At 60.3% G+C, this 21,078-nt stretch carries 20 protein-coding genes; 10 read left to right on the top strand and 10 right to left on the bottom strand.

What is annotated here, in order from left to right; genetic code table 11:
* Nucleotides 1-100 precede the first annotated feature (100 nt).
* Together HGP16_RS31655 and HGP16_RS31650 are read right to left on the bottom strand one after the other, a co-directional pair.
* Nucleotides 101-1,066, bottom strand: a complete 966-nt coding sequence (locus HGP16_RS31655; RefSeq protein ID WP_168843892.1) for an SDR family NAD(P)-dependent oxidoreductase — start codon at nucleotides 1,064-1,066, stop codon at nucleotides 101-103.
* 42 nt (nucleotides 1,067-1,108) lie between these two features.
* Nucleotides 1,109-1,870, bottom strand: coding sequence for an SDR family NAD(P)-dependent oxidoreductase (locus HGP16_RS31650; RefSeq protein ID WP_168843891.1), 762 nt, complete (start codon nucleotides 1,868-1,870; stop codon nucleotides 1,109-1,111).
* A 155-nt stretch (nucleotides 1,871-2,025) separates the two neighbouring features.
* On the opposite strand from HGP16_RS31650, the gene HGP16_RS31645 reads away from it, so the two are divergent.
* On the top strand, nucleotides 2,026-2,625 hold the full coding sequence (locus HGP16_RS31645) for a TetR/AcrR family transcriptional regulator (protein WP_168843890.1): 600 nt from the start codon (nucleotides 2,026-2,028) through the stop codon (nucleotides 2,623-2,625).
* Nucleotides 2,626-2,823: 198 nt separating this feature from the next.
* On the opposite strand, the gene HGP16_RS31640 is transcribed toward HGP16_RS31645, so the two are convergent.
* The 3 genes from HGP16_RS31640 to HGP16_RS31630 all read right to left on the bottom strand — a co-directional run bounded on the left by HGP16_RS31640 (nucleotide 2,824) and on the right by HGP16_RS31630 (nucleotide 7,525).
* Nucleotides 2,824-4,125: a hypothetical protein gene (locus HGP16_RS31640; protein ID WP_246703614.1), complete on the bottom strand. Its 1,302-nt coding sequence runs from the start codon at nucleotides 4,123-4,125 to the stop codon at nucleotides 2,824-2,826.
* Between the two features lie 18 nt (nucleotides 4,126-4,143).
* On the bottom strand, nucleotides 4,144-6,108 hold the full coding sequence (locus tag HGP16_RS31635; RefSeq protein WP_168843889.1) for a glycosyltransferase family 2 protein: 1,965 nt from the start codon (nucleotides 6,106-6,108) through the stop codon (nucleotides 4,144-4,146).
* Between the two features lie 142 nt (nucleotides 6,109-6,250).
* On the bottom strand, nucleotides 6,251-7,525 hold the full coding sequence (locus tag HGP16_RS31630) for an HlyD family efflux transporter periplasmic adaptor subunit (protein WP_246703615.1): 1,275 nt from the start codon (nucleotides 7,523-7,525) through the stop codon (nucleotides 6,251-6,253).
* On the opposite strand from HGP16_RS31630, the gene HGP16_RS34485 reads away from it, so the two are divergent.
* The 8 genes from HGP16_RS34485 (at nucleotide 7,524) to HGP16_RS31595 (ending at nucleotide 14,319) form a co-directional block, all read left to right on the top strand.
* Nucleotides 7,524-7,658, top strand: coding sequence for a hypothetical protein (locus HGP16_RS34485; RefSeq protein ID WP_281408285.1), 135 nt, complete (start codon nucleotides 7,524-7,526; stop codon nucleotides 7,656-7,658). The two genes, HGP16_RS31630 and HGP16_RS34485, sit on opposite strands and share 2 nt — an antisense overlap.
* A gap of 182 nt (nucleotides 7,659-7,840) precedes the next feature.
* Nucleotides 7,841-8,023: a hypothetical protein gene (locus tag HGP16_RS31625; protein ID WP_168843887.1), complete on the top strand. Its 183-nt coding sequence runs from the start codon at nucleotides 7,841-7,843 to the stop codon at nucleotides 8,021-8,023.
* Nucleotides 8,024-8,324: 301 nt separating this feature from the next.
* Nucleotides 8,325-9,068 (top strand): FadR/GntR family transcriptional regulator, encoded by a 744-nt coding sequence (locus HGP16_RS31620; RefSeq protein ID WP_168843886.1) that lies wholly within the window; start codon nucleotides 8,325-8,327, stop codon nucleotides 9,066-9,068.
* A gap of 205 nt (nucleotides 9,069-9,273) precedes the next feature.
* Nucleotides 9,274-10,341, top strand: a complete 1,068-nt coding sequence (locus HGP16_RS31615) for an ABC transporter ATP-binding protein (protein ID WP_168843885.1) — start codon at nucleotides 9,274-9,276, stop codon at nucleotides 10,339-10,341.
* A 153-nt stretch (nucleotides 10,342-10,494) separates the two neighbouring features.
* The gene (locus tag HGP16_RS31610; protein ID WP_168843884.1) at nucleotides 10,495-11,808 is read left to right on the top strand and encodes an ABC transporter substrate-binding protein; all 1,314 of its coding nucleotides are present in this window, start codon (nucleotides 10,495-10,497) and stop codon (nucleotides 11,806-11,808) included.
* A gap of 66 nt (nucleotides 11,809-11,874) precedes the next feature.
* Nucleotides 11,875-12,810: a carbohydrate ABC transporter permease gene (locus HGP16_RS31605; RefSeq protein WP_168843883.1), complete on the top strand. Its 936-nt coding sequence runs from the start codon at nucleotides 11,875-11,877 to the stop codon at nucleotides 12,808-12,810.
* Between the two features lie 15 nt (nucleotides 12,811-12,825).
* The gene (locus HGP16_RS31600) at nucleotides 12,826-13,725 is read left to right on the top strand and encodes a carbohydrate ABC transporter permease (RefSeq protein ID WP_168843882.1); all 900 of its coding nucleotides are present in this window, start codon (nucleotides 12,826-12,828) and stop codon (nucleotides 13,723-13,725) included.
* A 291-nt stretch (nucleotides 13,726-14,016) separates the two neighbouring features.
* Nucleotides 14,017-14,319 (top strand): hypothetical protein, encoded by a 303-nt coding sequence (locus HGP16_RS31595; RefSeq protein ID WP_168843881.1) that lies wholly within the window; start codon nucleotides 14,017-14,019, stop codon nucleotides 14,317-14,319.
* 197 nt (nucleotides 14,320-14,516) lie between these two features.
* Here HGP16_RS31595 and HGP16_RS31590 read toward each other — a convergent pair whose 3' ends face one another.
* The gene (locus HGP16_RS31590; protein ID WP_168843880.1) at nucleotides 14,517-15,161 is read right to left on the bottom strand and encodes an alpha/beta hydrolase; all 645 of its coding nucleotides are present in this window, start codon (nucleotides 15,159-15,161) and stop codon (nucleotides 14,517-14,519) included.
* Between the two features lie 10 nt (nucleotides 15,162-15,171).
* A complete protein-coding gene (locus HGP16_RS31585) occupies nucleotides 15,172-16,128 on the bottom strand; it encodes a VOC family protein (RefSeq protein ID WP_168843879.1) in 957 nt (318 codons plus the stop codon).
* 168 nt (nucleotides 16,129-16,296) lie between these two features.
* Here HGP16_RS31585 and HGP16_RS31580 point away from each other — a divergent pair, with 168 nt between their 5' ends.
* Nucleotides 16,297-17,289, top strand: coding sequence for a LysR family transcriptional regulator (locus tag HGP16_RS31580; protein ID WP_168843878.1), 993 nt, complete (start codon nucleotides 16,297-16,299; stop codon nucleotides 17,287-17,289).
* A 60-nt stretch (nucleotides 17,290-17,349) separates the two neighbouring features.
* Here HGP16_RS31580 and HGP16_RS31575 read toward each other — a convergent pair whose 3' ends face one another.
* The 3 genes from HGP16_RS31575 to HGP16_RS31565 are packed head-to-tail and all read right to left on the bottom strand — an operon-like array spanning nucleotide 17,350 to nucleotide 21,078.
* On the bottom strand, nucleotides 17,350-18,234 hold the full coding sequence (locus HGP16_RS31575) for an intradiol ring-cleavage dioxygenase (protein ID WP_168843901.1): 885 nt from the start codon (nucleotides 18,232-18,234) through the stop codon (nucleotides 17,350-17,352).
* 7 nt (nucleotides 18,235-18,241) lie between these two features.
* Complete coding sequence (locus HGP16_RS31570; RefSeq protein ID WP_168843877.1) at nucleotides 18,242-19,996, bottom strand: FAD-dependent monooxygenase; 1,755 nt, start codon at nucleotides 19,994-19,996, stop codon at nucleotides 18,242-18,244.
* Nucleotides 19,996-21,078 carry a branched-chain amino acid ABC transporter permease gene (locus HGP16_RS31565; RefSeq protein WP_168843876.1) on the bottom strand — a complete coding sequence of 361 codons (1,083 nt, stop codon included), beginning with the start codon at nucleotides 21,076-21,078 and terminating at the stop codon, nucleotides 19,996-19,998. Before HGP16_RS31565 ends, HGP16_RS31570 begins: the two co-directional genes overlap by 1 nt.

Genomic DNA, 21,078 nt, shown 5'->3' with positions numbered 1-21,078 from the left:
CGCGGAGCTGTCTTGGCGAAGCGGAGCCACGCGCAGGCTTCAGACCATGCCGGGTGTTGGACCCTTGACCGCGCAGGCGACATCACCCAACACTCCGGCTTCAGGCACCGTCTACGAGCTGCTCACTTTTAGCCCAAAGTTGCTCGGCCTTCTCAACATCCAGCGCATACGACCTCACGCCATCGGCAAACGGGCTAGCGGTATCATTGACAGGCGCGATGGTACAATCTTCCAGATACTTGCCGCCGATTTCATCCTTGTCTGTTACCACCGCGGCCCAGACCGAGGTCGCGGCGGCCTGTGGGATTTCCTTCAATTCGGCCGGCGGGAGGCCCGCTTCAGCGCGAGCATCGCCGACGGTCTTGAACAGTCCCTGCAATTCCTCCGCAGTAAAATGCCGCGGCAGGTCGGTGAGACTATTTCCAGGCATGACAGAGGCTGCGCGGACGCCACGATTCCGGTGACGACGGTCGAATTCGACGGCAAAGAGCGAGTTGGCAGTCTTCGATCGTCCATAGGCGACGAATGGGTGGTAGTCTTGGCCATCGAAGTTGGGATCATCGAGATCGACGTCGGCGACGCGATGCGCCTGAGACGACAACACCACCAGCCGTCCATTGTCGGCAAGCAAGGGCTCGATCAGATGAATGAGGGCGAAATGGCCCAAATGGTTGGTGCCGAACTGGGTTTCGAATCCATCGACCGTCCGGCCGAAGGGCGTTGCCATGACGCCGGCGTTGGCGATGATGGCGTCGAAGTGTCTTCCGTCGGCGAGCAAGCCCTTCGCAGCGGCTCCGACGCTCTTCAACGACGCCAGATCAAGTTCCACCAGTTCAAAGGTGCCGCCTGCTTGCCGGACGGCGTTACGGACGGACTCCGTTGCCATATTCGCTTTAGCGAAGTCCCTGGCAGCGCCGACCACGCTTGCCCCGTGTGACGCCAGTGAGCGGGCGGTCTCCAGCCCAATGCCAGATGATACACCCGTTATGAGAAAGCGCTTTCCCTTGAGATCGATGCCCGCAAGCACCTCGTCAGCGGTTGACTTCGCGCCAAATGTCTTGGTCATTTTAAGTTCCTTAATTGTTGAGAGGGGTCGAGCCGTGACGCGTCAGATGGCAAGCCCGCCTGCGATGTTCAGAGCCTCGCCGTTGATGTAGCCGGCGTGAGGTCCAGCCAGAAAGCAGATGGTCTCAGCCACTTCTTCCAATGTTGCGATGCGCCGGATCGGATGCATGTCGAGGATCGCATCGCGATCCGGAAGCTCGCCCGCCACGTCGGAGGCCATGTCCGTGGGCATGATGCCGGGCTGCACGATGTTCACGGTGATATTGCGCGGACCGAGGTCGCGGGCGATGCCCTTGGCATATCCGGCGAGCGCCCATTTCGTGCCGGCGTAGTCGGCGACACCCGCGAACGGAACATATGATCCAAGGAGCGATCCGATAAAGATGATGCGACCGCCATCGGTCAGCTTGGGCGCGGCCGCTCGCGTATTGGCGATCGTCCCCATCACGTTGACCTGCCACTGACGGTTATACTTGTCTCCATCGAGTTCAGGATCGTCCACTGTCTGACCCTGGATCGCGATGCCGGCATTATTGACGAGGATGTCGAGCCTGCCGAACTCCGCAAGTACTCTGTCGATCAGAGGCTTGGCGGAGGTCAGGTCAGCCTGATCGCTCTTGATCGCGATGGCACGAACACCTTTTTCTTTGAGTTTCTGGACGACAGCGTCGGCCTTTTCCGCTGAGACCGCATAGCTGATCGCGACGTCAGCGCCATGTTCGGCGAGGGCCTCGGCCGTGGCGGCGCCAAGTCCGCGCGAGCCTCCCGTTACGAGGGCCACTTTTCCTTTGAGCATCTTCGACATGAATTTCCCTTTGAATGAAAACCGATCTCTTCGGCCTGAATTGGCAAGTTGGATTTTTCCGTAACGAGCGTTAACGTAACAATCGTTATTGAATGTGGACATGAGTTGTCAACCGGTTTAATAATGGCCGTTATGAAAATTCTTGGAGTATGCTGATGGGACGCCATCGGGAATTTGACGTCGAGAAAGTGCTCGACAGCGCCTTATGTGTGTTCTGGCGCAAAGGTTACGAAGGTGCTTCCTATGCTGACCTGACCGAGGCCGCTGGCGTCGAGCGCCCCGCCTTGTATTCCGCATTTGGCAACAAGGAAGCGTTGTTCCGGAAAGCTCTGGATCGCTATACCGAGCGATATCTGGGGTACATTCCAGAGGCACTTCAGCTTCCCACGTCGCGCAGGGTTGCCGCCCACATCCTGTATAACGCGGCCGATCTCAACACGCGGTTCCCGACCCATACGGGATGCCTCGGTGTCAACGGGGCGGTGGCGGGGTCGGATGAATCCGAAGCTATTCGTCAGGTTTTGATCGATTTTCGCGCTGCCGCCCAGATGCAGATTGGGGAACGTTTCGAGAAAGCGAAGGTCGACGGTGATTTGCCAGAGACGGCGAAACCGCACGCCTTGGCGGCATTTGTGATGGCCGTAACTCACGGGATGGCAGTGCAAGCCAAGGCGGGCTTCAGTCGCGAGATGCTGGAAGCTGTTGCGGAACAGGCACTTGCCACATGGCCCATGGCGACCAACGTCGCGCCCTGATGGCGGCGAGGGCTCGCATATAGTCTACGGTTCTGCCCAATATCGCGGAGATACGTTCTCGTGATGGACGCTCGTCAGGGCAGGCGCTCGAACAATTTGGGCACTTCTCGTCGAGGGCAGCGTCTACCAGATGCCGGCGATCATGATGAAAGTGTAGAGATAGGACGGGTTCCGGTACGACGGCAACACCCGTATTGCTCACCGGTTGGCCCGCTGATCGGCCATGCCGATGAAGGGATTGCGGCCAAGAGCGGCGAGCACGGCCCATGCCGTCGCTGCGATGTGCGGCAGACGAAAGTACCTGAAATCGCCGGCTGCGGAATTGGGTCCGACCTGCAGCCCGGTCGAAAGCTCGTCCTTCACCGTCGCGTAAACGAGGCCGTCCGGTGCCACTTGCGCAGAGATCGTGGCGAGCAGCGGCTCGGCCTCGGCCGCTCGGCCAAAAAGACGAAACACCAGCGCGGCCTGGGCAGTGCCTTCGAGCCAGATGCCGTCGCGATCGTCATTGAAGTCGAAGCCGCCCTCGACACCATGGTGGCGCTCCGTCCATTTCAGAACGCGTCCGGCCCTGGCCGCATAGGCCGGCACGGCAATGAGCGGCCATAGTTCCGCGTCCAGACCCGACATGTTCGTATTCGGCGCATTGCCACCAGGCATGCTGCCGATAAAAAAGCGTCCCTCCTTCTCGTCCCACATGGCGTCCAGAAACCGGCGTGCATGCTCACCGAGATGCTTCCAGTCGCCCTGGGGGTCGAGACGCGCGAGCCAGGCATCGGCGGCATAAACATCGAGATTGTGCTCCGTGGACTTCCAAGTCACGCGATCGGGTGCGGGTTCGTGCCCAAAAAAGCCGCCGAAATAGCCGGGATTATGTGGGTCTGCCGCGGCCGTATGGATCCACTCCATAATTTTGCCGGCAGCGTCGAAATAAGCGGGACGGCCCGTCTGCTCGTAGGCTGCAAGCAGCGCGAGCGCTGCCCAAGCTGCGCTGCCTGACGCAGTGCCCACCTGGTATTCATCTTCCTCCCAAGAATTGGCTGTCGCATTCCAATAGCCGGGCAGCAACATGCCCTCCTTGCCGGGTACAGCAGGGCCAGAGCGGTAGCCATTGCGCAACCGTCCGTCGTGATAATATCGATCCGTGTTCAGCGCGAGCAGGAGCGCGTCGGCAACGCGACCGGCTTCGGCCTTTCGGCCGCAGGCATAGAGCGCTATCGCCGCAAGGGCGTTGTCGTAGGTGAATCCGGTATTTTCAAGTGTGGGATGCAGCCGTGAACCGCCATTCGCCGGCTCGAAGCTTCGGAAGATGAAGGGTTGCGCCGGATCGCCGCTCATATGAGAGATCAGCCCATCGCAGAGCCTTGAGGCGAGCTGTGCTTCGCGCCCTCCGCTTTCTGCCGCAGCGCGGCCGGCCAAGAAAGCGATCGTCACGACTACGGCCACGAAGGTCCCGAACAGATCGACCATGGCCTTCTTTGGGACGCTGCGCAAAAGATGCATTTCAGCCCCTTCTGTTCATCAGGACAAAGCACGCGATATGAGCATCCGCATCGATTTGCCAAGATCGCCCTTTTCGGCCACGTTGCCGGGCGCGGTTCTAAACAGCAGCCGCAAGATCGCATCATGTTGCTCCGACGTCGGGAATAGTGCAAACGGTGTGGCAGATGGCGTGGCACCGGCGCCTGCCGAAACCCAGCCCACTTCGGGGATGAACAAGGCCTCGTCCTGAGAACCCACGGGGGTCAATCGCGCAATGGCGACGCCTTCCGTGGACAGGGCTGTTATCGTCACATCGGCAACCGTGCCGCCTGCCTTGTGTTTTGCATCGAGACTGATCTCGATGGGTTCTTCCCGGCCAAGGCGTGGCAATTCGATGCAGCAAAGCAGGCTGGTGAAAGCGATCACCATCGCAACTGCGGACCAGACCAGGTTGAGGCACTCGCGCCCCGAAAATTCGACGGGCGCATCCCAGCCGTAAACCACCCGGATGACGGAGAGCCCCGACATCGCCGCGACGAAGCCGAAGAACAGCGCTGTCGGCCGGTGGACCCGGATCGCCGACCTGTCGCCGCCCTTTTCCGTCACCTTGAAGGGGCGGCCGAACGGCTTGCGGATCGCCTGGAGAAGGGTAATCGTGATCGGCACGGCCGTCAGCGCGTGGGTGACCTCGGTGAAGAGCGGCAGCGTGCGCCTTTCCGAGATCCACGTCGAATAGGCCCAGAACAGGAAAAGCGAGCTGAGGCCATATTTCATGAAGAGCAGCTCATCGGCCTGCAGCGCGGGTATGCCGGTCAGCCAATAGATGGAGGGCGCCAGCAGGAGGCAGAGAATGAACGGCTTGGACAGCCAGCAAAACAGGCCGTGCAAGTAGTGAAGCCGCTGGGTGAGCGTGAAATTGCCGCGCCAGAGCGGTCCATCGCGCAAGAGGCCGATCTGGATGGTGCCGAGACACCAGCGGGTCCTTTGCGTGATGTATTCGGGAATGCCTTCGGCTGATAGCCCGACGCTCAGCTTCTCATTGAGCCAGCGGGTCACATAACCTCGCTCCATCAAGCGATAGGTCAGCAGCATGTCTTCCGACAGCGCTTCATGAGGAAAGCCGCCGATTTCATTGACCGCCGCACGACGGACGACGAAGCTGGTTCCGACGCAGAATGCGCATCCGGCCGCGTCCTTTGCCGGTTGGAATGTGTCGAAAAAGACCCTTTGGTCATCGACGAAAGAGTGGCGGATGCCAAGATTGTGCTGAATGGGATCGCTGTTGAAGTAAAATTGCGGTGTCTGGACAACAGCGACTTTGTCATCCTCAAAGAGGCCGACGACGCGATTGAGGAAATTCGCCTGAGGAGCGAAATCGGCGTCCAGAACCATGATGAAATCGGAGACGTCGGCAAGCATGTTCGTGTGACGCAGCGCGTTGTCGAGGTTGCCGGCCTTGGCGTGTTTGTTATCCGGGCGGGTCAGGTAGTTGACGCCGACGCGTTCACAATACTGGCTAACCTCCGGCCGGCGCGTGTCGTCGCAGACAAAGACCCGAAGCCGGCGATAGTCCATCGCCTTAGCGGCGATGACGGATTTTTCCAGGATATTCAGCGGCTCATTGTACGTGCAAATGAACACATCGACGGTAGGGGGATTTGCTGCCGCCGTCAGCTCCAGCTCGCTGCGATCGGCCTGCTCAGCCCAATCCGTCCTGCGCAGCAAAATCAGCACCGAGCCCATGGCATAAAGGACTGACACGGCTTCGAAGAAGAAATAGATGTAGTTCCAGATCGTCTCCGCCGAAAGCTCGAAGGGCGGCAGCGTGTCGAGCGCGCGCCATGAAATGTAGAGGCCGAGCGACAAAAGCATGAGCAGGCTGAAGGCGGCCCGCTCGAACATCCGCTTCGGATCGCCGAGCTTCGCGAACAAGAGCGCGCAGATCGCGATGAGAAGGTCGAAGGTCAGCACACTGAAGATGTCGTCGTTGGAACTGAAGAACATGATCCCTTCCTTCGCTACTTTGACGAGATGATCAGCCTTCGCGTCTTTTCGACAGCGCATGGCGGCTCATTGGGCAAGACCGGGACGGCTACGACCCGCCAATTGGTAAGCTAATGCTTCCCATTGCGCGCGATTGCCCGCATCAGCTTTTCGCCGGAATGCCCATCCTCACGTTCAGCAGATCGGCGGCGTGTGCACCGGTTCGGGACGGCTGGACAGCCGGCATCTTTTCGGGGGCCGAGATGTCCCGAGGGCCTTTCATGTCGCGACCGGTACCTTTCGCCAGGCCGAGCCGCACGGCGGATCGCCGCACAAGGCCGTTCAGCTCCGTTTCGGGGGCAGGCCACTGCGCTGCCGATGCCTGAGCGATGCCGATAAGGGATATCGATGCCTCGCGCACATATTCCTGCGTCTTCTGCAGCCATTCCTGGGGTATGGTCACATCGACCCATGTTCCGACGGAACAGAATTGGCTTTGGCGAAACACGTCCTGACCCGGTTCGGTCAACCGGATGTAGGCATATAGTTCGCGGCGCTCCGTCGGCGGGAACGGCACGGCATAATCCAGGTCGACCCTGTCCGTCGTGCGGGGAACCAGCCGCATGACTGTCCCGTCCGCCACGCGCGCCCAGCCGTCGGCGCTGACTTGAACCTTCGAACCGACGGAAAGCGCCTGGGCTTGCCGTTCAGAGAAAATCGCCACCACGAAAGTATCACGGCAGTCGAGCATCTCGGCCAGCGTGTCGCCGGCAGTGACCTCACGCCCCGATGCGGCTATCGGCTTGTAGAGCTGGCTCGTCTGCGGGATGCGGAGATCGGCGCGGGCCAACCTCTGAACCCGTTCGCCCTCCGTCGCCACCAGTGAGCCTAACTCGGCCTCCTTCGAGCGCATCGTGGCGATCTGCATCTTGATCTGCAGCAAATCGGCCTTGCGAGTGCGGATCTCCTGCTGAAGGTTCTGCAGCGACTGCTGGTCGGAACCCACATAGATGCCTTGGCGCGCGAAATCGGCTTCCGACACAAGCTTGGCGACCGAGAGCCCGGCCGCTTCGAGCTTTGCATCTTCCAGGCGGACGGTGTCGGCAACCTCGTCCTGGGTGCCTGCGGCTATTCCCCGAGCCATAAGTCTGAGCTTGCGCGCCGCTTCCGCCTTTGCGATGCGGGACGAATAGGTCACCATCTCCAAAGCGGCCTCCGCCGCCTTGAGATCGGCATTCGTTCGGGCCAGCAGCGCTTCTTGCTGGCCCGCCAGGTCGTTTTCGAAATCCTTGATGCGCTGTGCATAGTCCGCGACGATGCCGTTCTTCTGCGCCAGCTCGTCGTGCAGTGCCACGAGCTGGACCTTCAGGCCGATCAAGGTGGAATTGTCGACCCGATCATTTTCCACGGTGATCTGGTCAGCGGAGCCAAGCGACATGACTTTGCCGCTGATCGGCGTCGTCAACGGCACAAGTGGCGCGTTTATGACAGCGCGGCTCGATGTCAAGGTGAAGAAGGGCGGAAATGCAGACGAGACAAATACTGTTCCGATGACGCCAAGTACAGCATAGGATGCCAACTTAACAGAAGCGCCATTGTTTCGACTGTCTTTGCTTTTCGGAAAGGAAAACATAGCTACAGATCCTTTGATGAAGCTGCCTATATTCTTCCTCCCGAAAGAATGTCTGGATCGTTGCATGGTTTGTTGTGCGCTGCAACATCATTAAAATTGTGCTAAGGCGATGATCAGAAAATGCTCAGCAATTGGTCAGAAGACTTTGGAAACGGTCCTGAAAACGAGATCAGAATTTTCTTCTATCTTGCTGTAAAGGCGGCGATCATAGTCGTTTCGGCGGAAATCCAAGCGAGCGCACAAAAGGAAGGCATATACGACAGCCGGGGCTGCCCAATGTCTGAATCGCGAATCGTCGCTTGATGGATTGCAACTAATGCGATATTTTTCTCATGAAAATACCACCAAATATACTACTCATGGAGCATCGATAATCCTAAAGAGGTAGATGCCGGCGCGATCCAATGCGGATTTGTCGTCCCATCCCGCTCGGGACTACACACCTAGACAACTGCTCAGGCTCATTCCAACGTCCGGGCAGATTGTGGAAGCAAGGCCTCGGGCTTCGTATCGTCGGTTGCGGCAACGAATTTGTCTTGACGGATTTCCTCAACGATCTTTAATTAACTGATCTGCTGGACCGACCAGTGGACCGGGGGGCGCGATGGACGAAAGTCCGATCTTGACCGAGGTACCGAATATCGCGCGGAGCCTCGCCCGCCGAACGGCGCGTGACGTCATCGCCGAGAAGCTCATGGTCCTGATCGCCACCAACATGCTGCGGCCGGGCGACGAGCTACCGGGCGAGCGTGAGTTGGCCAACGTTCTTCATGTCAGCCGCGAAACGGTGCGTGGCGCTATTCAGGCGCTCGCCGCGCAGGGCATCATCGAGGTTTCGCATGGCAGCCGCAGTCGTGTCTGTAAGGTCGACCTCAGCCACATTACCGTGACGATCGCCTCTCCCAATGCAATTGACGGCTATGATCTGGAATCCGTCCATGCTGCACGTCTTCATATCGAACTCAAGGTTGTCCGCGACGCGGCCGAGCGCATCGATGACATCACCCTGGCAAAGCTGCAGGCCCTGCTGGAGGCTCAGCGTCTCGGGGGCGACGATGCGATGCGTTTCTTGATCTGCGACCGCGAATTCCACGTGGCCATCTATCGGGCCTGCGGAAACCCGCTGCTCGCTGCCTTCGTCACCGATTTATACACCTACATGATGAATTACCGCCGCCACGCCATGGCCAAGCCAGGTGCCATCGAGGCGAGCTACAGCGATCATCTAGCGATCTTCGAGGCGCTCGCTTGCCATGATCGAGACGCCGTCGTTGCGGCGTTCGAGCATCATCTGACACGCATTTACGACACGACCAAGGTTCAACTGGCCAGCGGCAATCCGGTCTGATCTGACCAGCATGAGGAGATCTGCCTGACATGCACGTGAAGGAGACAAGAACTGAGATGGAGCAACCCGAAGCCGCACAACGAACCCGGATCGCGCCCGTCACTGGCGGGGGCCGCGGCATCGGTCGCTGCATTCCGAGCGGTTAGTGCCTCGGACGAGGGATGACCGCAAGTCAAGGAAGTGAAAGGTTCTGGGAGGGACTTTTATGGCAGGTGTCGAGTTTGTCGATGTCAGGAAATCATTCGGGGCGTTCCCGGTTATCAAAGGGGTGAACATCGAGATTGCGGACGGGGAATTCGTGATTCTGGTCGGGCCGTCCGGATGCGGAAAATCCACGCTGCTGAGAATGCTTGCCGGGCTCGAGAACATTTCCGCCGGCGAGATCCGTATCGGCAAGCGCGTCGTTAATGGAGTGGCGCCCGGCGACCGCGACATAGCCATGGTGTTTCAGAATTATGCGCTTTATCCGCACATGTCGGTGGCACAGAACATGGCTTTCTCGCTGATGCTTAAACGCTCCCCGAAAGCCGACATGGATCAGCGCGTCAAAAAGGCCGCGGACATCCTGGGCCTCACCAAGCTGCTCGATCGCTATCCCCGCCAGCTTTCCGGCGGCCAGCGCCAGCGTGTCGCCATGGGCCGGGCGATCGTGCGCGATCCGCAGGTCTTCCTCTTCGACGAACCGCTTTCCAACCTTGATGCCAAGCTCCGGGTCGCCATGCGCGCGGAGATCAAGGAGCTTCATCAACGTCTCGGCACCACGACCGTCTACGTCACGCATGATCAGATCGAGGCCATGACGATGGCCGACAAGATCGTCGTCATGCATGACGGCGTCGTCGAGCAGGTGGGAAAGCCGCTGGATCTCTACGACAAGCCCTCCAATCTTTTCGTCGCGGGCTTCATCGGCTCGCCGGCGATGAACATGATCAAAGGCCGCCTCGATACGGAGAGCGATGGCCGTTTCATCGCGTCGGACGGAACCGTCCTGCCCATCGCAAATCCACCGGCTGGCGCCAGGGGTCGCGACCTCATCTATGGGCTGCGGCCGGAATACATTACGCCCGACGACAATGGTCTGCCGGCGGAAGTCATCGTGATCGAGCCGACCGGCTATGAAACGCAAATGGCCGTCAGGTTTGGCGGCAGCGAAGTCAACTGCATCTTCCGGGAACGGATCAATGCCCGACCCGGCGATACGCTGCGCATTTCCATCGATGCGCCGCATGTCCATCTCTTCGACGCCGAAAGCGGTCAGAGATTGACAATGTGATACCGCTTCGGCGGGAAGCAGGAAAAAGAGGAGTTTTCCTGCTCACCCGTCGATACGGGACTATCCGGCAGGGTCGGATGCGATGGTCGTCGTCCACCACACGGGAAGGTGGGCGCCGGGGGGATTTGCTCCCGTTTTCAAAGGAGGAGTATCATGACATTCAAGAGACGTGACTTTCTCGCCGCATCCGCGGCTGCGGCCGGCATTGCTGGCCTCGCACCGCTCGGCATACGCCCATCTTTTGCCCAAGCCGAACCCGGCTATACGCCCGAAAAGGGCGCAAGTCTCAGGCTTCTTCGTTGGACGCCGTTCGTCAAGGGAGACGAGGATGCCTGGCTTGCCAATACCAAGAAGTTCACGCAGGCGACGGGCGTCGAGGTTCGTGTCGACAAGGAAAGCTGGGAAGACATCCGACCGAAGGCCGCCGTCGCCGCCAACGTCGGTTCCGGTCCCGACATGGTGATGTGCTGGTTCGACGATGCTCACCAGTATCCCGACAAACTCGTCGACCTGACGGAGCTCGGCAACTACCTCGGCAACAAATACGGCGGCTGGTATGACGGCGTGCGCGGTTACGCAACTCGGGGCGACAAGTTCATCGCCATGCCGCTGACGGCGATCGGCAATGCCGTCGTATATCGCGACAGCCATGTAAAGGCTGCCGGCTTCAGCGAATTCCCCAAGGATACCGCGGGATTCCTTGAGCTTTGCAAGGCCATGAAGGCGAAAGGCACGCCCGCCGGCTTCCCGCATGGCAAGGCGGTCGGCGACGGCAACAATTACGCCCATTGGCTGCTTTGGAGCCATGGCGGCAAGATGGTGGACGAAGGCGGCAAGGTGACCATCAACAGCCCGGAAACGCTGGCGGCCATCCACTATGCGATGGATCTTTATGCGACCTTCATCCCCGGAACGGAAAGCTGGCAGGACATCAACAACAACCGCGCCTTCCTTGCCGGGCAGGTATCGCTGATCGCAAACGGCGTATCGGTCTATTATGCGGCGAAGAAGGATCCGAAGCTCGCCGAGATCGCCGCCGACATCAGAACCACGAACTTCCCGGTCGGCCCCGTCGGCAAAAGCGTCGAGCTGCACCAGACGAGCTCGCTGGTTCTTTTCAGCCATACCAAATATCCGGAAGCGGCCAAGGCCTATATCAAGTTCATGATGGAAGGCGACCAGATGAACGCCTGGATTCAAGGATCGAGCGCCTATTGCTGCCAGCCCCTGAAGGCCTTTGCCAACAACCCGGTCTGGACCGCCGATCCGGTCCACGCACCCTATGCCCGCGCCTCGGAAACGCTGCGCCCGAACGGCTATGCCGGTCCTCTCGGCTATGCTTCGGCCGGCGTGATGGCCGATTACGTGCTCGTCGACATGTTCGCCGCCGCCGTGACCGGGCAGATGACGCCGGAGGATGCGATGAAAGAGGCTGAGCGCCGCGCAAACCGTTACTACAAGGTTTGATCCCCCGCGAAGATCTGCAGCATGCCGGCGCCGGCATGCTGCGACTGTCCATCAGGAGATAATGCCATGTCGACCGTGACATCCGGCGATACGACGCGCGGCCCGATCAGATCGCTCATGCAGAACAACAATATGCTCGGCTTCCTCTTCATGTTGCCGGCGGCCATCTTTCTGGTTTGTTTTCTCACCTATCCGCTGGGGCTCGGCGTCTGGCTCGGCTTCACGGACACGCGGATCGGGCGTGCCGGGAGTTTCATCGGATTGGAGAATTATCAATTCCTGGCCCATGACTCGGTTTTCTGGCTGACGGTCTTCAATACGTTGCTCTACACCTTCGTTGCCTCCGTCCTGAAATTCGTGCTCGGCCTCTGGCTGGCGCTGCTTCTCAATCAGCATTTGCCGTTCAAGTCGTTCTTCCGGGCGATCGTGCTTCTCCCCTGGGTCGTTCCGACGGTGCTGTCGGGATTGGCATTCTGGTGGATTTATGATTCCCAGTTTTCCATCATCTCATGGTCCCTGATGAAAATTGGCCTGATCCATGGCCCGATCAATTTCCTCGGCGATCCGACCAATGCGCGGATCTCGGTGATCATCGCCAATGTCTGGCGCGGCATTCCCTTCGTGGCGATTTCCCTGCTTGCCGGTCTGCAGACCATTCCCGCTTCGCTGCAAGAAGCGGCATCCCTTGATGGCGCCACGAGTTGGCAGCGTTTCCGATATGTAACGTTGCCGATGTTGACCCCGATCATCGCCGTGGTGATGACGTTCTCCGTGCTGTTCACGTTCACGGATTTCCAGTTGATCTATGTGCTGACCAAGGGCGGACCGGTCAACGCGACGCATCTGATGGCGACGCTTTCCTTTCAGCGCGGTATCCCTGGAGGGCAGCTCGGCGAAGGGGCGGCAATCGCGGTTGCAATGATCCCCTTCCTGCTTGCCGCCATCATGTTCAGCTTCTTCGGTCTGCAGCGCCGCAAATGGCAGCAAGGCGGACAGGACTGAGATCGGGAGAACCTCATGAACACCAAAGCCAACACCGCCAATCCGGTACTCACCGATAATGTCGAAGGCATGGGCTATCTCAACCGCCTGCCTCGGCGCATCGTCATGCTTTATTTGCCGATGGCGGTCTTCGTCTTCGTGCTTCTGTTTCCCTTCTATTGGATGGCGATAACGGCCATCAAGCCGAACGCACAGTTGACCGACTACAATAACTACAGCCCCTTCTGGGTGGTCGAGCCGACACTCGATCACATCAAGTACCTATTCTTCGAAACGTCGTATCCAGGCTGGCTCTGGAACACGATACTGGTGGCGGTGGGATCGACTGCGCTGTCGTTGCTGGCCTCAATCTTTGGCGCCTATGCAATCGAGCGTGTGCGCTTTACCGGCTCGCGATCGATCGGCTTGCTGATCTTCCTGGCTTACCTCGTCCCGCCTTCGATCCTTTTCATTCCGTTGGCCTTCATTGTCTTCAAGCTCGGGATCTACGATTCCAGGCTGGCTCTCATCTTCACTTACCCAACGTTCCTTATCCCGTTCTGCACCTGGCTGTTGATGGGCTATTTCAGGTCGATACCCTTCGAACTGGAAGAAAGCGCGCTGGTCGACGGTGCCAGCCGTTGGCAGATCCTTGTCAAAATTATCCTCCCGCTGGCGGTGCCGGGGCTGATCTCGGCCGGCATCTTCGCGTTTACGCTTTCCTGGAACGAGTTCATCTACGCGCTCACGTTCATTCAATCGTCGGAAAACAAAACCATCCCGGTCGGTGTTCTGACGGAGTTGGTGCGCGGCGACGTCTTCGAGTGGGGTTCGCTCATGGCCGGCGCTCTATTCGGTTCATTGCCGGTCGTCATCCTCTACTCTTTCTTCGTCGACTACTACGTTTCGTCCATGACCGGTGCCGTGAAAGAATGATGAATGCTGCGGCAGCGGACCGCTGATGCAGCGGTCCGCTTCCCCGGTTTTCTGGCATTTAGACCGGTCAAGGAGCTAAGCTGATGGCTCCGCAAGAGAGATTTTCCGATCGCAACACCATCGTCGGAAAGCGCGGTGTTGCGCCGGTCGCAGATATTGTAAGGAGTTCCAACCTACCGCGTGTTTCAGATACGCGATAGTTTCCCCACCAGCCCTGATACCGCCATCGTTTACGGCAAATGACGGGCGGCCGATGTCCGGCGCGATTCGAAATGTACACGAGGAAAATCGATGCTGAAATTCACCTTTGCCGCCGCAGCGGGTCTGCTATCCCTGACCCAGCTCGCCAGTGCTTCGAGCGACGCCGCTTGGAACGCGCTCTTCGCAAAGGCCAACGGTACCTGCATCGGTCAGTCACGGATGGTTTCTCCGGAAGCGAGCGCCCCTGTTGTTTTCGACGACGCCACGGGCAAGATTGCGATCCTTCTTCGTGAGAAGAGCGGCAAGTCGAAGAAGATGGTCAATCTGATTTGCTTGTACGACAAGAAATCCGGCAAGGCGTCCATTGCCGAATACCGGTGGCTGGGTCAGTAAGCCTTGTCGGGTAGCGCCTCAATCGCAGGCGCGAAAACTCGCCTGCGTAGATGTTGTCAGATTGGCTCTCCGGTTAGCCAAGGAGCCCGAGGTCAGCCTTCGCCAGACGATGGAAGGACTAACATCATTGAGGCATGGAGCAGGTGTGATCCGTTGACGACCCGCCCGGCCGCAAGTCAGAGCCTGGTTTGCGTGCACTACCACCAGCTCCGGTTCGAAAGCCCGCACAGGACCCTCTCAAGCTGCGCTATTTCGGTGGCGGAGACCTCATGCGACCTGTCCGGCAGAATGTCGCAATGAAGCCGCGCCCGAGCTCGGGCGAGGGCCGCAGCCGTCTGGGCGAAGGCATCGACGGGTATCCACGGGTCCTTGTCGGAACCGGTCAGGTAGACCGGCAACCGATCGAGATCGGCGAAAGGCCGGTCGCAAGCCGGCGTTCCGACGCGGCAACCGGTCAGGCTTGCCAGAGCGCCGTTCCACGGACCGTGCCGCATCGCATACTCGACCGCCAGGCAGGCGCCTTGGCTGAAGCCGCCGATGACGAGCGGCTTCGGGTGATCGGTCGCGCCGGGAAGGTCGCCGATCACTTGCCTGACATGAGCGATCGCCTGCTCGAGCTGTTGCCGGGTTCGATCCGTCAGCACGTCGGTCGCGCGCGCGTCATACCAGCTGTTACCCCGTGCCCGCGGCAACACGAAGGCGACGCCGGACACTTTGAGCTTTGAAATCACCTGCTCCTGCATGTCCTCTGGCGACTGGGTACGCCCGTGAATGAAGATGCAATGCACCAGGGCCTCCTCGGGGCTTGCGCCGAGGAGGAGCGGTATGTCGTGGTTTGACATGGCGCCGGGCTCAGAATGTTGCGGGTTCGAGACCTGCGATCAGTTCCTGCCGGCGATCTTCGAACCACGGCGGGAAGACCAGCGTCGTGCCGATCTGATCAGCCGGTTCGTCGAGAGCCCAACCGCCTTCAACCGACCAGGCGATCTCGAACAACGCCCCGCCGGGCGAACGGACATAGCAGGACTTGAAATAGTTGCGGTCCTTCTGATCCGAGACGTCGGTGAAGCCGAGGCCCTCGATATGCGCCTTGAGCTTGAGCTGGTTTTCCTCGTTGCCCGTGTTGAGGGCGAGGTGATGGATCGTGCCGCCGGCCAACGTCCAGGTGCCCTGCGGGCCAGTGGATTCGACCAGGACCTCGACGATGCTGCTAGGCCCGCTGGCATTCGGCACGGAGAACATCAGGCCTTCGTCGCTGTCGGCTTCCTTCTTCATTGACATGCCGACACAGAGGAAGTCGTCCATCGCCGTGCGGTCGAAGACAGCGATGGCCGCGCCATAGATGCCCTTGATGCCGTGCGCGGCGTTCACGCCCTGCGCTTCGTTGATGATCGACGGACGGTTGTCGGCCGGGCTTTCGACCAGCTCATGCGGAATGCCGCACGGATGCTTGAAAGCGACGCGGCTGATGCCGAAGCGCGAAATTTTGGCTGCCTCGACGCCTTTGGCGTTCAGCCGGTCGACCCAGTAGTCGGCCGAACCGACCGGGATGGCCTGCTGGATGATCTTCGACTGGTTGGTGCCACGCCTACCGAAGACGGCCGGCTTGCGGAAGGGGAAGGTGGTGATGATGGTCGAGGCCTCGCCGGTCCGCGAGCCATAGTAGAGGTGATAGACGGGGATCGTGCCGTCGAACAGAACCGTGCGCTTGACCGAATAAAGCCCGAGCACCTTGGTGTAGAAGTCGTAATCCTCCTGCACACCGTCGGTGCAGAGCGTTAGATGATGGTAGCCGCTGACAAGGGCCATTTTGTCCTCCTCCAAAGACGTTGCCAATTCCGGATACGGTTCCTCCGCCGTTGTCATCCGGAACCACGGCGCTGCTTGCGTGTCGCAGGTATCGCGTGATTGTCCCGACTATAGCTGATCCATTCTGCTGTTGATTGACATTATTCATGCAGGCTATAGCAGTTTGCTATGAAGATCATCGAAGCGCACCTTGTCCAGCTCGCCGCCGTGATCGAGACCGGCGGTGTCACTGAAGCGGCCGCCATGCTCGGCATGACGCAATCGGCGGTGTCGCGCACCCTCTCGATCCTGGAAAAGCGCATCGGTGAACCGCTCTTTGTTTCCGGCCGACGGCCGATGCAGCCGACGCCACTCGGCGAGCAGCTCGGCCAGCAGGGCAAGGCCATCCTGGCATCGTCGCGCAAGGCGATGGAGATCATCCGCAGCTTCAAGTCCGGCTCGTCGGGACGGGTACGCATCGGCGGTGTGCCCTTCTTCATGGATGCGGTCGTGTCGCCGATGATCGCCTCGTTCCAGCGCGGCGAGCCGGGCATCATGGTGCACCAGTCCTATGGCTACTATCCCGACCTCGTCGCCGAACTGGATTCCGGTCAGATCGACCTCGCGGTGACCCCGACCGGATCGGTGGATCTGCGCGCTGACTTGCATTTCGAGCCGATCCTGACGGCGCGCAACGTGCTGACCTGCGGGGCTGGCCATCCGTTGGTCCGCAAGCGTAATCTCGCGACCGAAGACATCGTCAATTATCCCTGGATCGCGCCGCTGCCAGGCTCTCCGCTGGTGCTCGACTTGCACAACATCCTGCTGACGCTGGGGCTGACGGAGGTGTCGCTACGTTATGCCGGCGGGTCGCTGCTGAGCGTCGTCAACTACCTCGCGGGTACCGATGCACTCGCCATCCTGCCGCATTCCGTCGTTCACGCCTTCCGCGGCGAGAACAAGATCAGCATCATTCCGCTCGATATTCCGCAGCCCGAGCGCGTGCTCGGCGTCATGACGCGCAAGAAGCCCTATTCGAACCCGGCCGGCCGCAAATTTCTCGGCCATATGCGCCGGGAATTCGCTGAACTCCGGCGCGAGGTCGAGAAACACGAAAAGACGATCCAGTGGGTGCAGGGGCCGTTCATGGGCGAGCGCGAGCGTATCTCATCCGCCGACTGATACGGTGCTGAAAATGCGCGGGAGAGGATGCGGCGCACATCCTCTCCCGTCATCATTGCGTCAGGCGCGGCTTCTCGCCAGCACGAAGTCGTGCGTCACTTCCCAGAAATCGCCAGCGAATTCGTAGCTTTTCGCGCGCGCCGGATCATTCACTCGGTTGAATTTCGCAAGCAGGCTTTCCTTGACCCCGAAAACCGCGTCCGAGTGGATATAGGGATCGTCGGGATCGAAGATGTGCGTCGTCAGCCCCTCGAAACCGTCGGCGCTGATGATGTAATGCAGATGCGCCGGGCGGTATGGGTGGCGGCCGAGATCGCCGAGCAACTGCCCGACAGGGCCGTCATCCGGGATCGGGTAGTATTTCGGTTTCACGGCGCGGAACCAATAATGTCCATCCGGACCGGTCCGGAAGATACCGCGCAGATTGAAGTCGGGCTGGATGCCCTTCTGTTGCACGTCATAGAAGCCTTCGTCATTGGCCTGCCAGACATCGATGACGGCATTGGCGATCGGCTTGCCCTCGGTGTCGAGGATACGACCCTCGATGACCATGTCCTCGCCCCTGCTGTCGAGGCAGATATTGGCGCCCATCGGCAGTTCCGGAGCGTCGGCAACGTGGAACGGGCCGAGCACCGTGCTTTCGGACGCGCCCGAGGGCTTGCGGTTGTTGATCGCATCGACCAGCATCGAGACGCCGAGCACGTCTGACAGCAGGATGAATTCCTGCCGCCACTCGTTGCACATCTGGCCGGTGCGGGTGAGGAAGAGGATGGCCTGCATCCATTCTTCCTGCGTCGGCTCCAGTTCCTTCACCGCCTCATGCAGCTTGCGGGTAATGACGTTCATCACCTCCCTCAAGCGCTCGTCCTTGGCCCCGGCATTGCGGCCGGTAACGACCTCGACGGAGTTCTCCTCGGTAAAATAGCCCTTCTCATGCGCTTCCATCATCGCCTCACCGATCCAGAATTGTTGTCAGAACGCGGCGCAATTCGGCTGCGGGGTCAGCCGCAAGCCCTTCGGAGCGCCATGCGACGTGGTGGTCGGGCCGCACCAGAACGGCGCCGGCGTCGCCCACCTCGCGGGCACGCGCCCAGTCGCCGTAGTGATCCTGCCATGTCTGTCGTGGCCCGATGATATGGGTTGCGAGCGGCAGGCCGAGTTCCGCCGACAGGACCTCGGCCGCATCGACCCAGGCCCGGCCGCCGATACCGGTCAGAAGCGTGAACTTGCCGCGACCGCAGAGATCGAGCGTGGAGGCTTTCCGGCTGCCCTCGCCGAACAGCCAGGCATGCGGCAGGCGCGCGCCGGGCCAGGTCGTCTGCTCGAAATGCAGTTCCTGATTGCGGGTGAATAGCGGCTCGGTCTGACCGTCGGTCGCGACCGCCGAGGATTTGTAGCGGTGGTTCATCTCCACGCCATGGGCGTCGAATTCATAGACCTTGAACGCGATCGCCTCGCGCAGCGCAACGCGCTGGTTCTCGGCGGCCGCGCTGTCATCGCAGCGGCGATCCATGTTCTCCTGCATCTTCACCGGATCGATGGAATCGAGCAGGCCGAGCGCGCCGAAGATCGGGCCGAATTCCTCGATCGACTGGTTGGCGCGTGTAACGATCTGCTTGGCGATCGGCGCGCGCTCCTCGGTGTAGGTTTCAAGCAGGCCGGCACCGGCCTGGCCCTTGATGACCATGGCGAGCTTCCAGGCGAGGTTGAAGCCGTCCTGGATCGAGGTGTTGGAACCAAGCCCGTTCGACGGCGGATGGCGGTGGATCGCATCGCCCATGCAGAAGACCCGGCCCTTTTGGGCGCGCGTGGCGTAGCAGTTATTGACCGTCCAGGTGGAGACCGAGGTGATGTCGATGTCGATGTCGGGATCGCCGATCAGGCCGCGGGCCACGCTCTCGGCAAAAGCACTGTCGACTTCCGGCGCGCCCTGGCTGATGTCATAGCCCCAGTTGATCAACCATTCGTTCCATGGCCGGATCATGCGCACCAGGCCCATGCCGATACCGCCGACATTCGAGCCGGGCTGCAGCACCCAGTAGAGAACTGAGGGGCGGTGGGCGACGTAGCGGGTGAGGTCGGCCTTGAACAGGATGTTCATCGAACCGGCCACGCCCATCTTGCCTTCAAAAGGCAGGCCGAGATGCTGCGCCACCAGCGAATTGCCGCCGTCAGCGCCGACCAGGTACTTCGAGCGGATAGTAAGGTCCTTGCCGGTCAGGCGGTCCCGGCAGGTGGTCGTCACGCCCTCCGCATCCTGCACATGGCTCACATACTCCGTGGACATCCGCGCCTGCGTCCCCCGCGCGCAAGCCGTCTTGAACAGCAGCGGCTCCATGAAGGTCTGCGGAAGGTCGTTCATTTCGGTGGGCGAGGAGAGCAGATGCTCGGCCTTGGATTTCGGATGGGTGCCCCAGGTCTTGAGACGGCCGAGTTCCTCGCCGGCAAGCGATGTGCAGAATACGTTCTCGCCCATGATCTCCTGCGGACTGCAATGAAGGTAAGCCTCCCCCTCGACCTCCTGGCCGAGATCGCGCAGCACTTCCATGGTTCGCTGGTTGGTGATGTGGGCGCGCGGCGTATTGGCCAGCCAGCGATAACGGTTGATCGCCATGTTCTCGACGCCGTAAGTCGCAAGCAGTGCCGCGGTCGCCGAGCCTGCGGGGCCGGTTCCAATGATGAGGACGTCGATTTCGATATCGGCCATCAGTCACTCCCTTTGATGTCTTTGGTTTTGGGCTGGCCCGCCAGGATGCGGCGGACGGGAAAGAGCTGGATTCCGCTGTGGTCGGTGAACAGGCCCCAGAGGCCGCGCGGGGCAAACAGCATGATCAGGATGCCGATCAGACCGAGGATCAGCAGATACCAGGAGCCGTAGTCGGCCAGCAGGTTCTGCAGGATGTAGAACACCATCACGCCGATGATCGGCCCCTCGATCGTGCCGATGCCGCCGATCACCACGATGAAAATCACATAGGCCGTCCAGTCCGGAACGGAGAAGGCGGCATCTGGGGAGATGCGCGCCTTCTGCACATAAATCAGCGCGCCGGCAAGGCCTGTCGCCATGGCCGCGACCAGATAGACGACGGACTTCGTCCAGAGCGGATCCACGCCGACCGAGCGCGCGGCCTCGCTATTGTCACGCACCGCGGCGAGACCCAGGCCCTGTTTTGAGCTCAGCAGCTTGTAGATCGAACCGATCGTGACGACGGTCAAAAGCAGAGCCAGCCAGTAGCAGACGATATCAGTGGCCTGCGGTCCGCGCACGCCGAGCAGATCCGCGACGAAGCGCACGCCGAACATGTCACGGGTTGCGCCTGACGGCAGCGAGGTGCCCGTTCCGCCACCCAGCGCTTTCCACTGTGCGAGCGACAGCCGCACGATCTCGGCGATGACCCAGGTGCCGATGGCAAAATAGGCGCCCTGCAAGCGGAAGACGAAAAAGGCCGTGGGCACAGACAGCGCCAGCGCCGCGAGCCCGCCGAGCATGACGGCCGCCATCGGATCCATTCCGAGCAGGCTGACGCCGGCAAACATCGCATACGCGCCAAAGCCGACAAAGGCCTGCTGTCCGACAGAGACCAGCCCGGCATAGCCGGCGAGCAGGTTCCAGCACTGCGCCAGCACCAGCATGGTCAGGATAAAGAACAGATCCTGGACGACCGAGCGCGACACGAAGAATGGCGCGGCGATGGCAAACACCACCAACGCTAGGATCACCAGCATCAATGCGGACGAACCGCGCGTGTGGCTCGAGACGGTCCAGGAGGGGGAAAGGTGATCGCTCAT

The sequence above is a fragment of the Rhizobium sp. P40RR-XXII genome, assembly GCF_012641405.1.
Lineage (GTDB): Bacteria > Pseudomonadota > Alphaproteobacteria > Rhizobiales > Rhizobiaceae > Rhizobium.
This window is presented reverse-complemented; position numbering and strand designations above follow the sequence as displayed.

Bases quoted from the DNA above. Each gene is read 5' to 3' on its own strand.
- HGP16_RS31620 (WP_168843886.1), top strand. From the start codon at position 8,325: ATGGACGAAAGTCCGATCTTGACCGAGGTACCGAATATCGCGCGGAGC.
- HGP16_RS34485 (WP_281408285.1), top strand. From the start codon at position 7,524: ATGACTTTGCCGCTGATCGGCGTCGTCAACGGCACAAGTGGCGCGTTT.
- HGP16_RS31565 (WP_168843876.1), bottom strand. From the start codon at position 21,078: ATGAGCGATCACCTTTCCCCCTCCTGGACCGTCTCGAGCCACACGCGC.
- HGP16_RS31645 (WP_168843890.1), top strand. From the start codon at position 2,026: ATGGGACGCCATCGGGAATTTGACGTCGAGAAAGTGCTCGACAGCGCC.
- HGP16_RS31625 (WP_168843887.1), top strand. From the start codon at position 7,841: ATGCTCAGCAATTGGTCAGAAGACTTTGGAAACGGTCCTGAAAACGAG.
- HGP16_RS31585 (WP_168843879.1), bottom strand. From the start codon at position 16,128: ATGGCCCTTGTCAGCGGCTACCATCATCTAACGCTCTGCACCGACGGT.
- HGP16_RS31600 (WP_168843882.1), top strand. From the start codon at position 12,826: ATGAACACCAAAGCCAACACCGCCAATCCGGTACTCACCGATAATGTC.
- HGP16_RS31590 (WP_168843880.1), bottom strand. From the start codon at position 15,161: ATGTCAAACCACGACATACCGCTCCTCCTCGGCGCAAGCCCCGAGGAG.
- HGP16_RS31605 (WP_168843883.1), top strand. From the start codon at position 11,875: ATGTCGACCGTGACATCCGGCGATACGACGCGCGGCCCGATCAGATCG.
- HGP16_RS31580 (WP_168843878.1), top strand. From the start codon at position 16,297: ATGAAGATCATCGAAGCGCACCTTGTCCAGCTCGCCGCCGTGATCGAG.
- HGP16_RS31635 (WP_168843889.1), bottom strand. From the start codon at position 6,108: ATGTTCTTCAGTTCCAACGACGACATCTTCAGTGTGCTGACCTTCGAC.
- HGP16_RS31575 (WP_168843901.1), bottom strand. From the start codon at position 18,234: ATGGAAGCGCATGAGAAGGGCTATTTTACCGAGGAGAACTCCGTCGAG.
- HGP16_RS31640 (WP_246703614.1), bottom strand. From the start codon at position 4,125: ATGCATCTTTTGCGCAGCGTCCCAAAGAAGGCCATGGTCGATCTGTTC.
- HGP16_RS31630 (WP_246703615.1), bottom strand. From the start codon at position 7,525: ATGTCGCTTGGCTCCGCTGACCAGATCACCGTGGAAAATGATCGGGTC.
- HGP16_RS31650 (WP_168843891.1), bottom strand. From the start codon at position 1,870: ATGTCGAAGATGCTCAAAGGAAAAGTGGCCCTCGTAACGGGAGGCTCG.
- HGP16_RS31615 (WP_168843885.1), top strand. From the start codon at position 9,274: ATGGCAGGTGTCGAGTTTGTCGATGTCAGGAAATCATTCGGGGCGTTC.
- HGP16_RS31610 (WP_168843884.1), top strand. From the start codon at position 10,495: ATGACATTCAAGAGACGTGACTTTCTCGCCGCATCCGCGGCTGCGGCC.
- HGP16_RS31570 (WP_168843877.1), bottom strand. From the start codon at position 19,996: ATGGCCGATATCGAAATCGACGTCCTCATCATTGGAACCGGCCCCGCA.
- HGP16_RS31595 (WP_168843881.1), top strand. From the start codon at position 14,017: ATGCTGAAATTCACCTTTGCCGCCGCAGCGGGTCTGCTATCCCTGACC.
- HGP16_RS31655 (WP_168843892.1), bottom strand. From the start codon at position 1,066: ATGACCAAGACATTTGGCGCGAAGTCAACCGCTGACGAGGTGCTTGCG.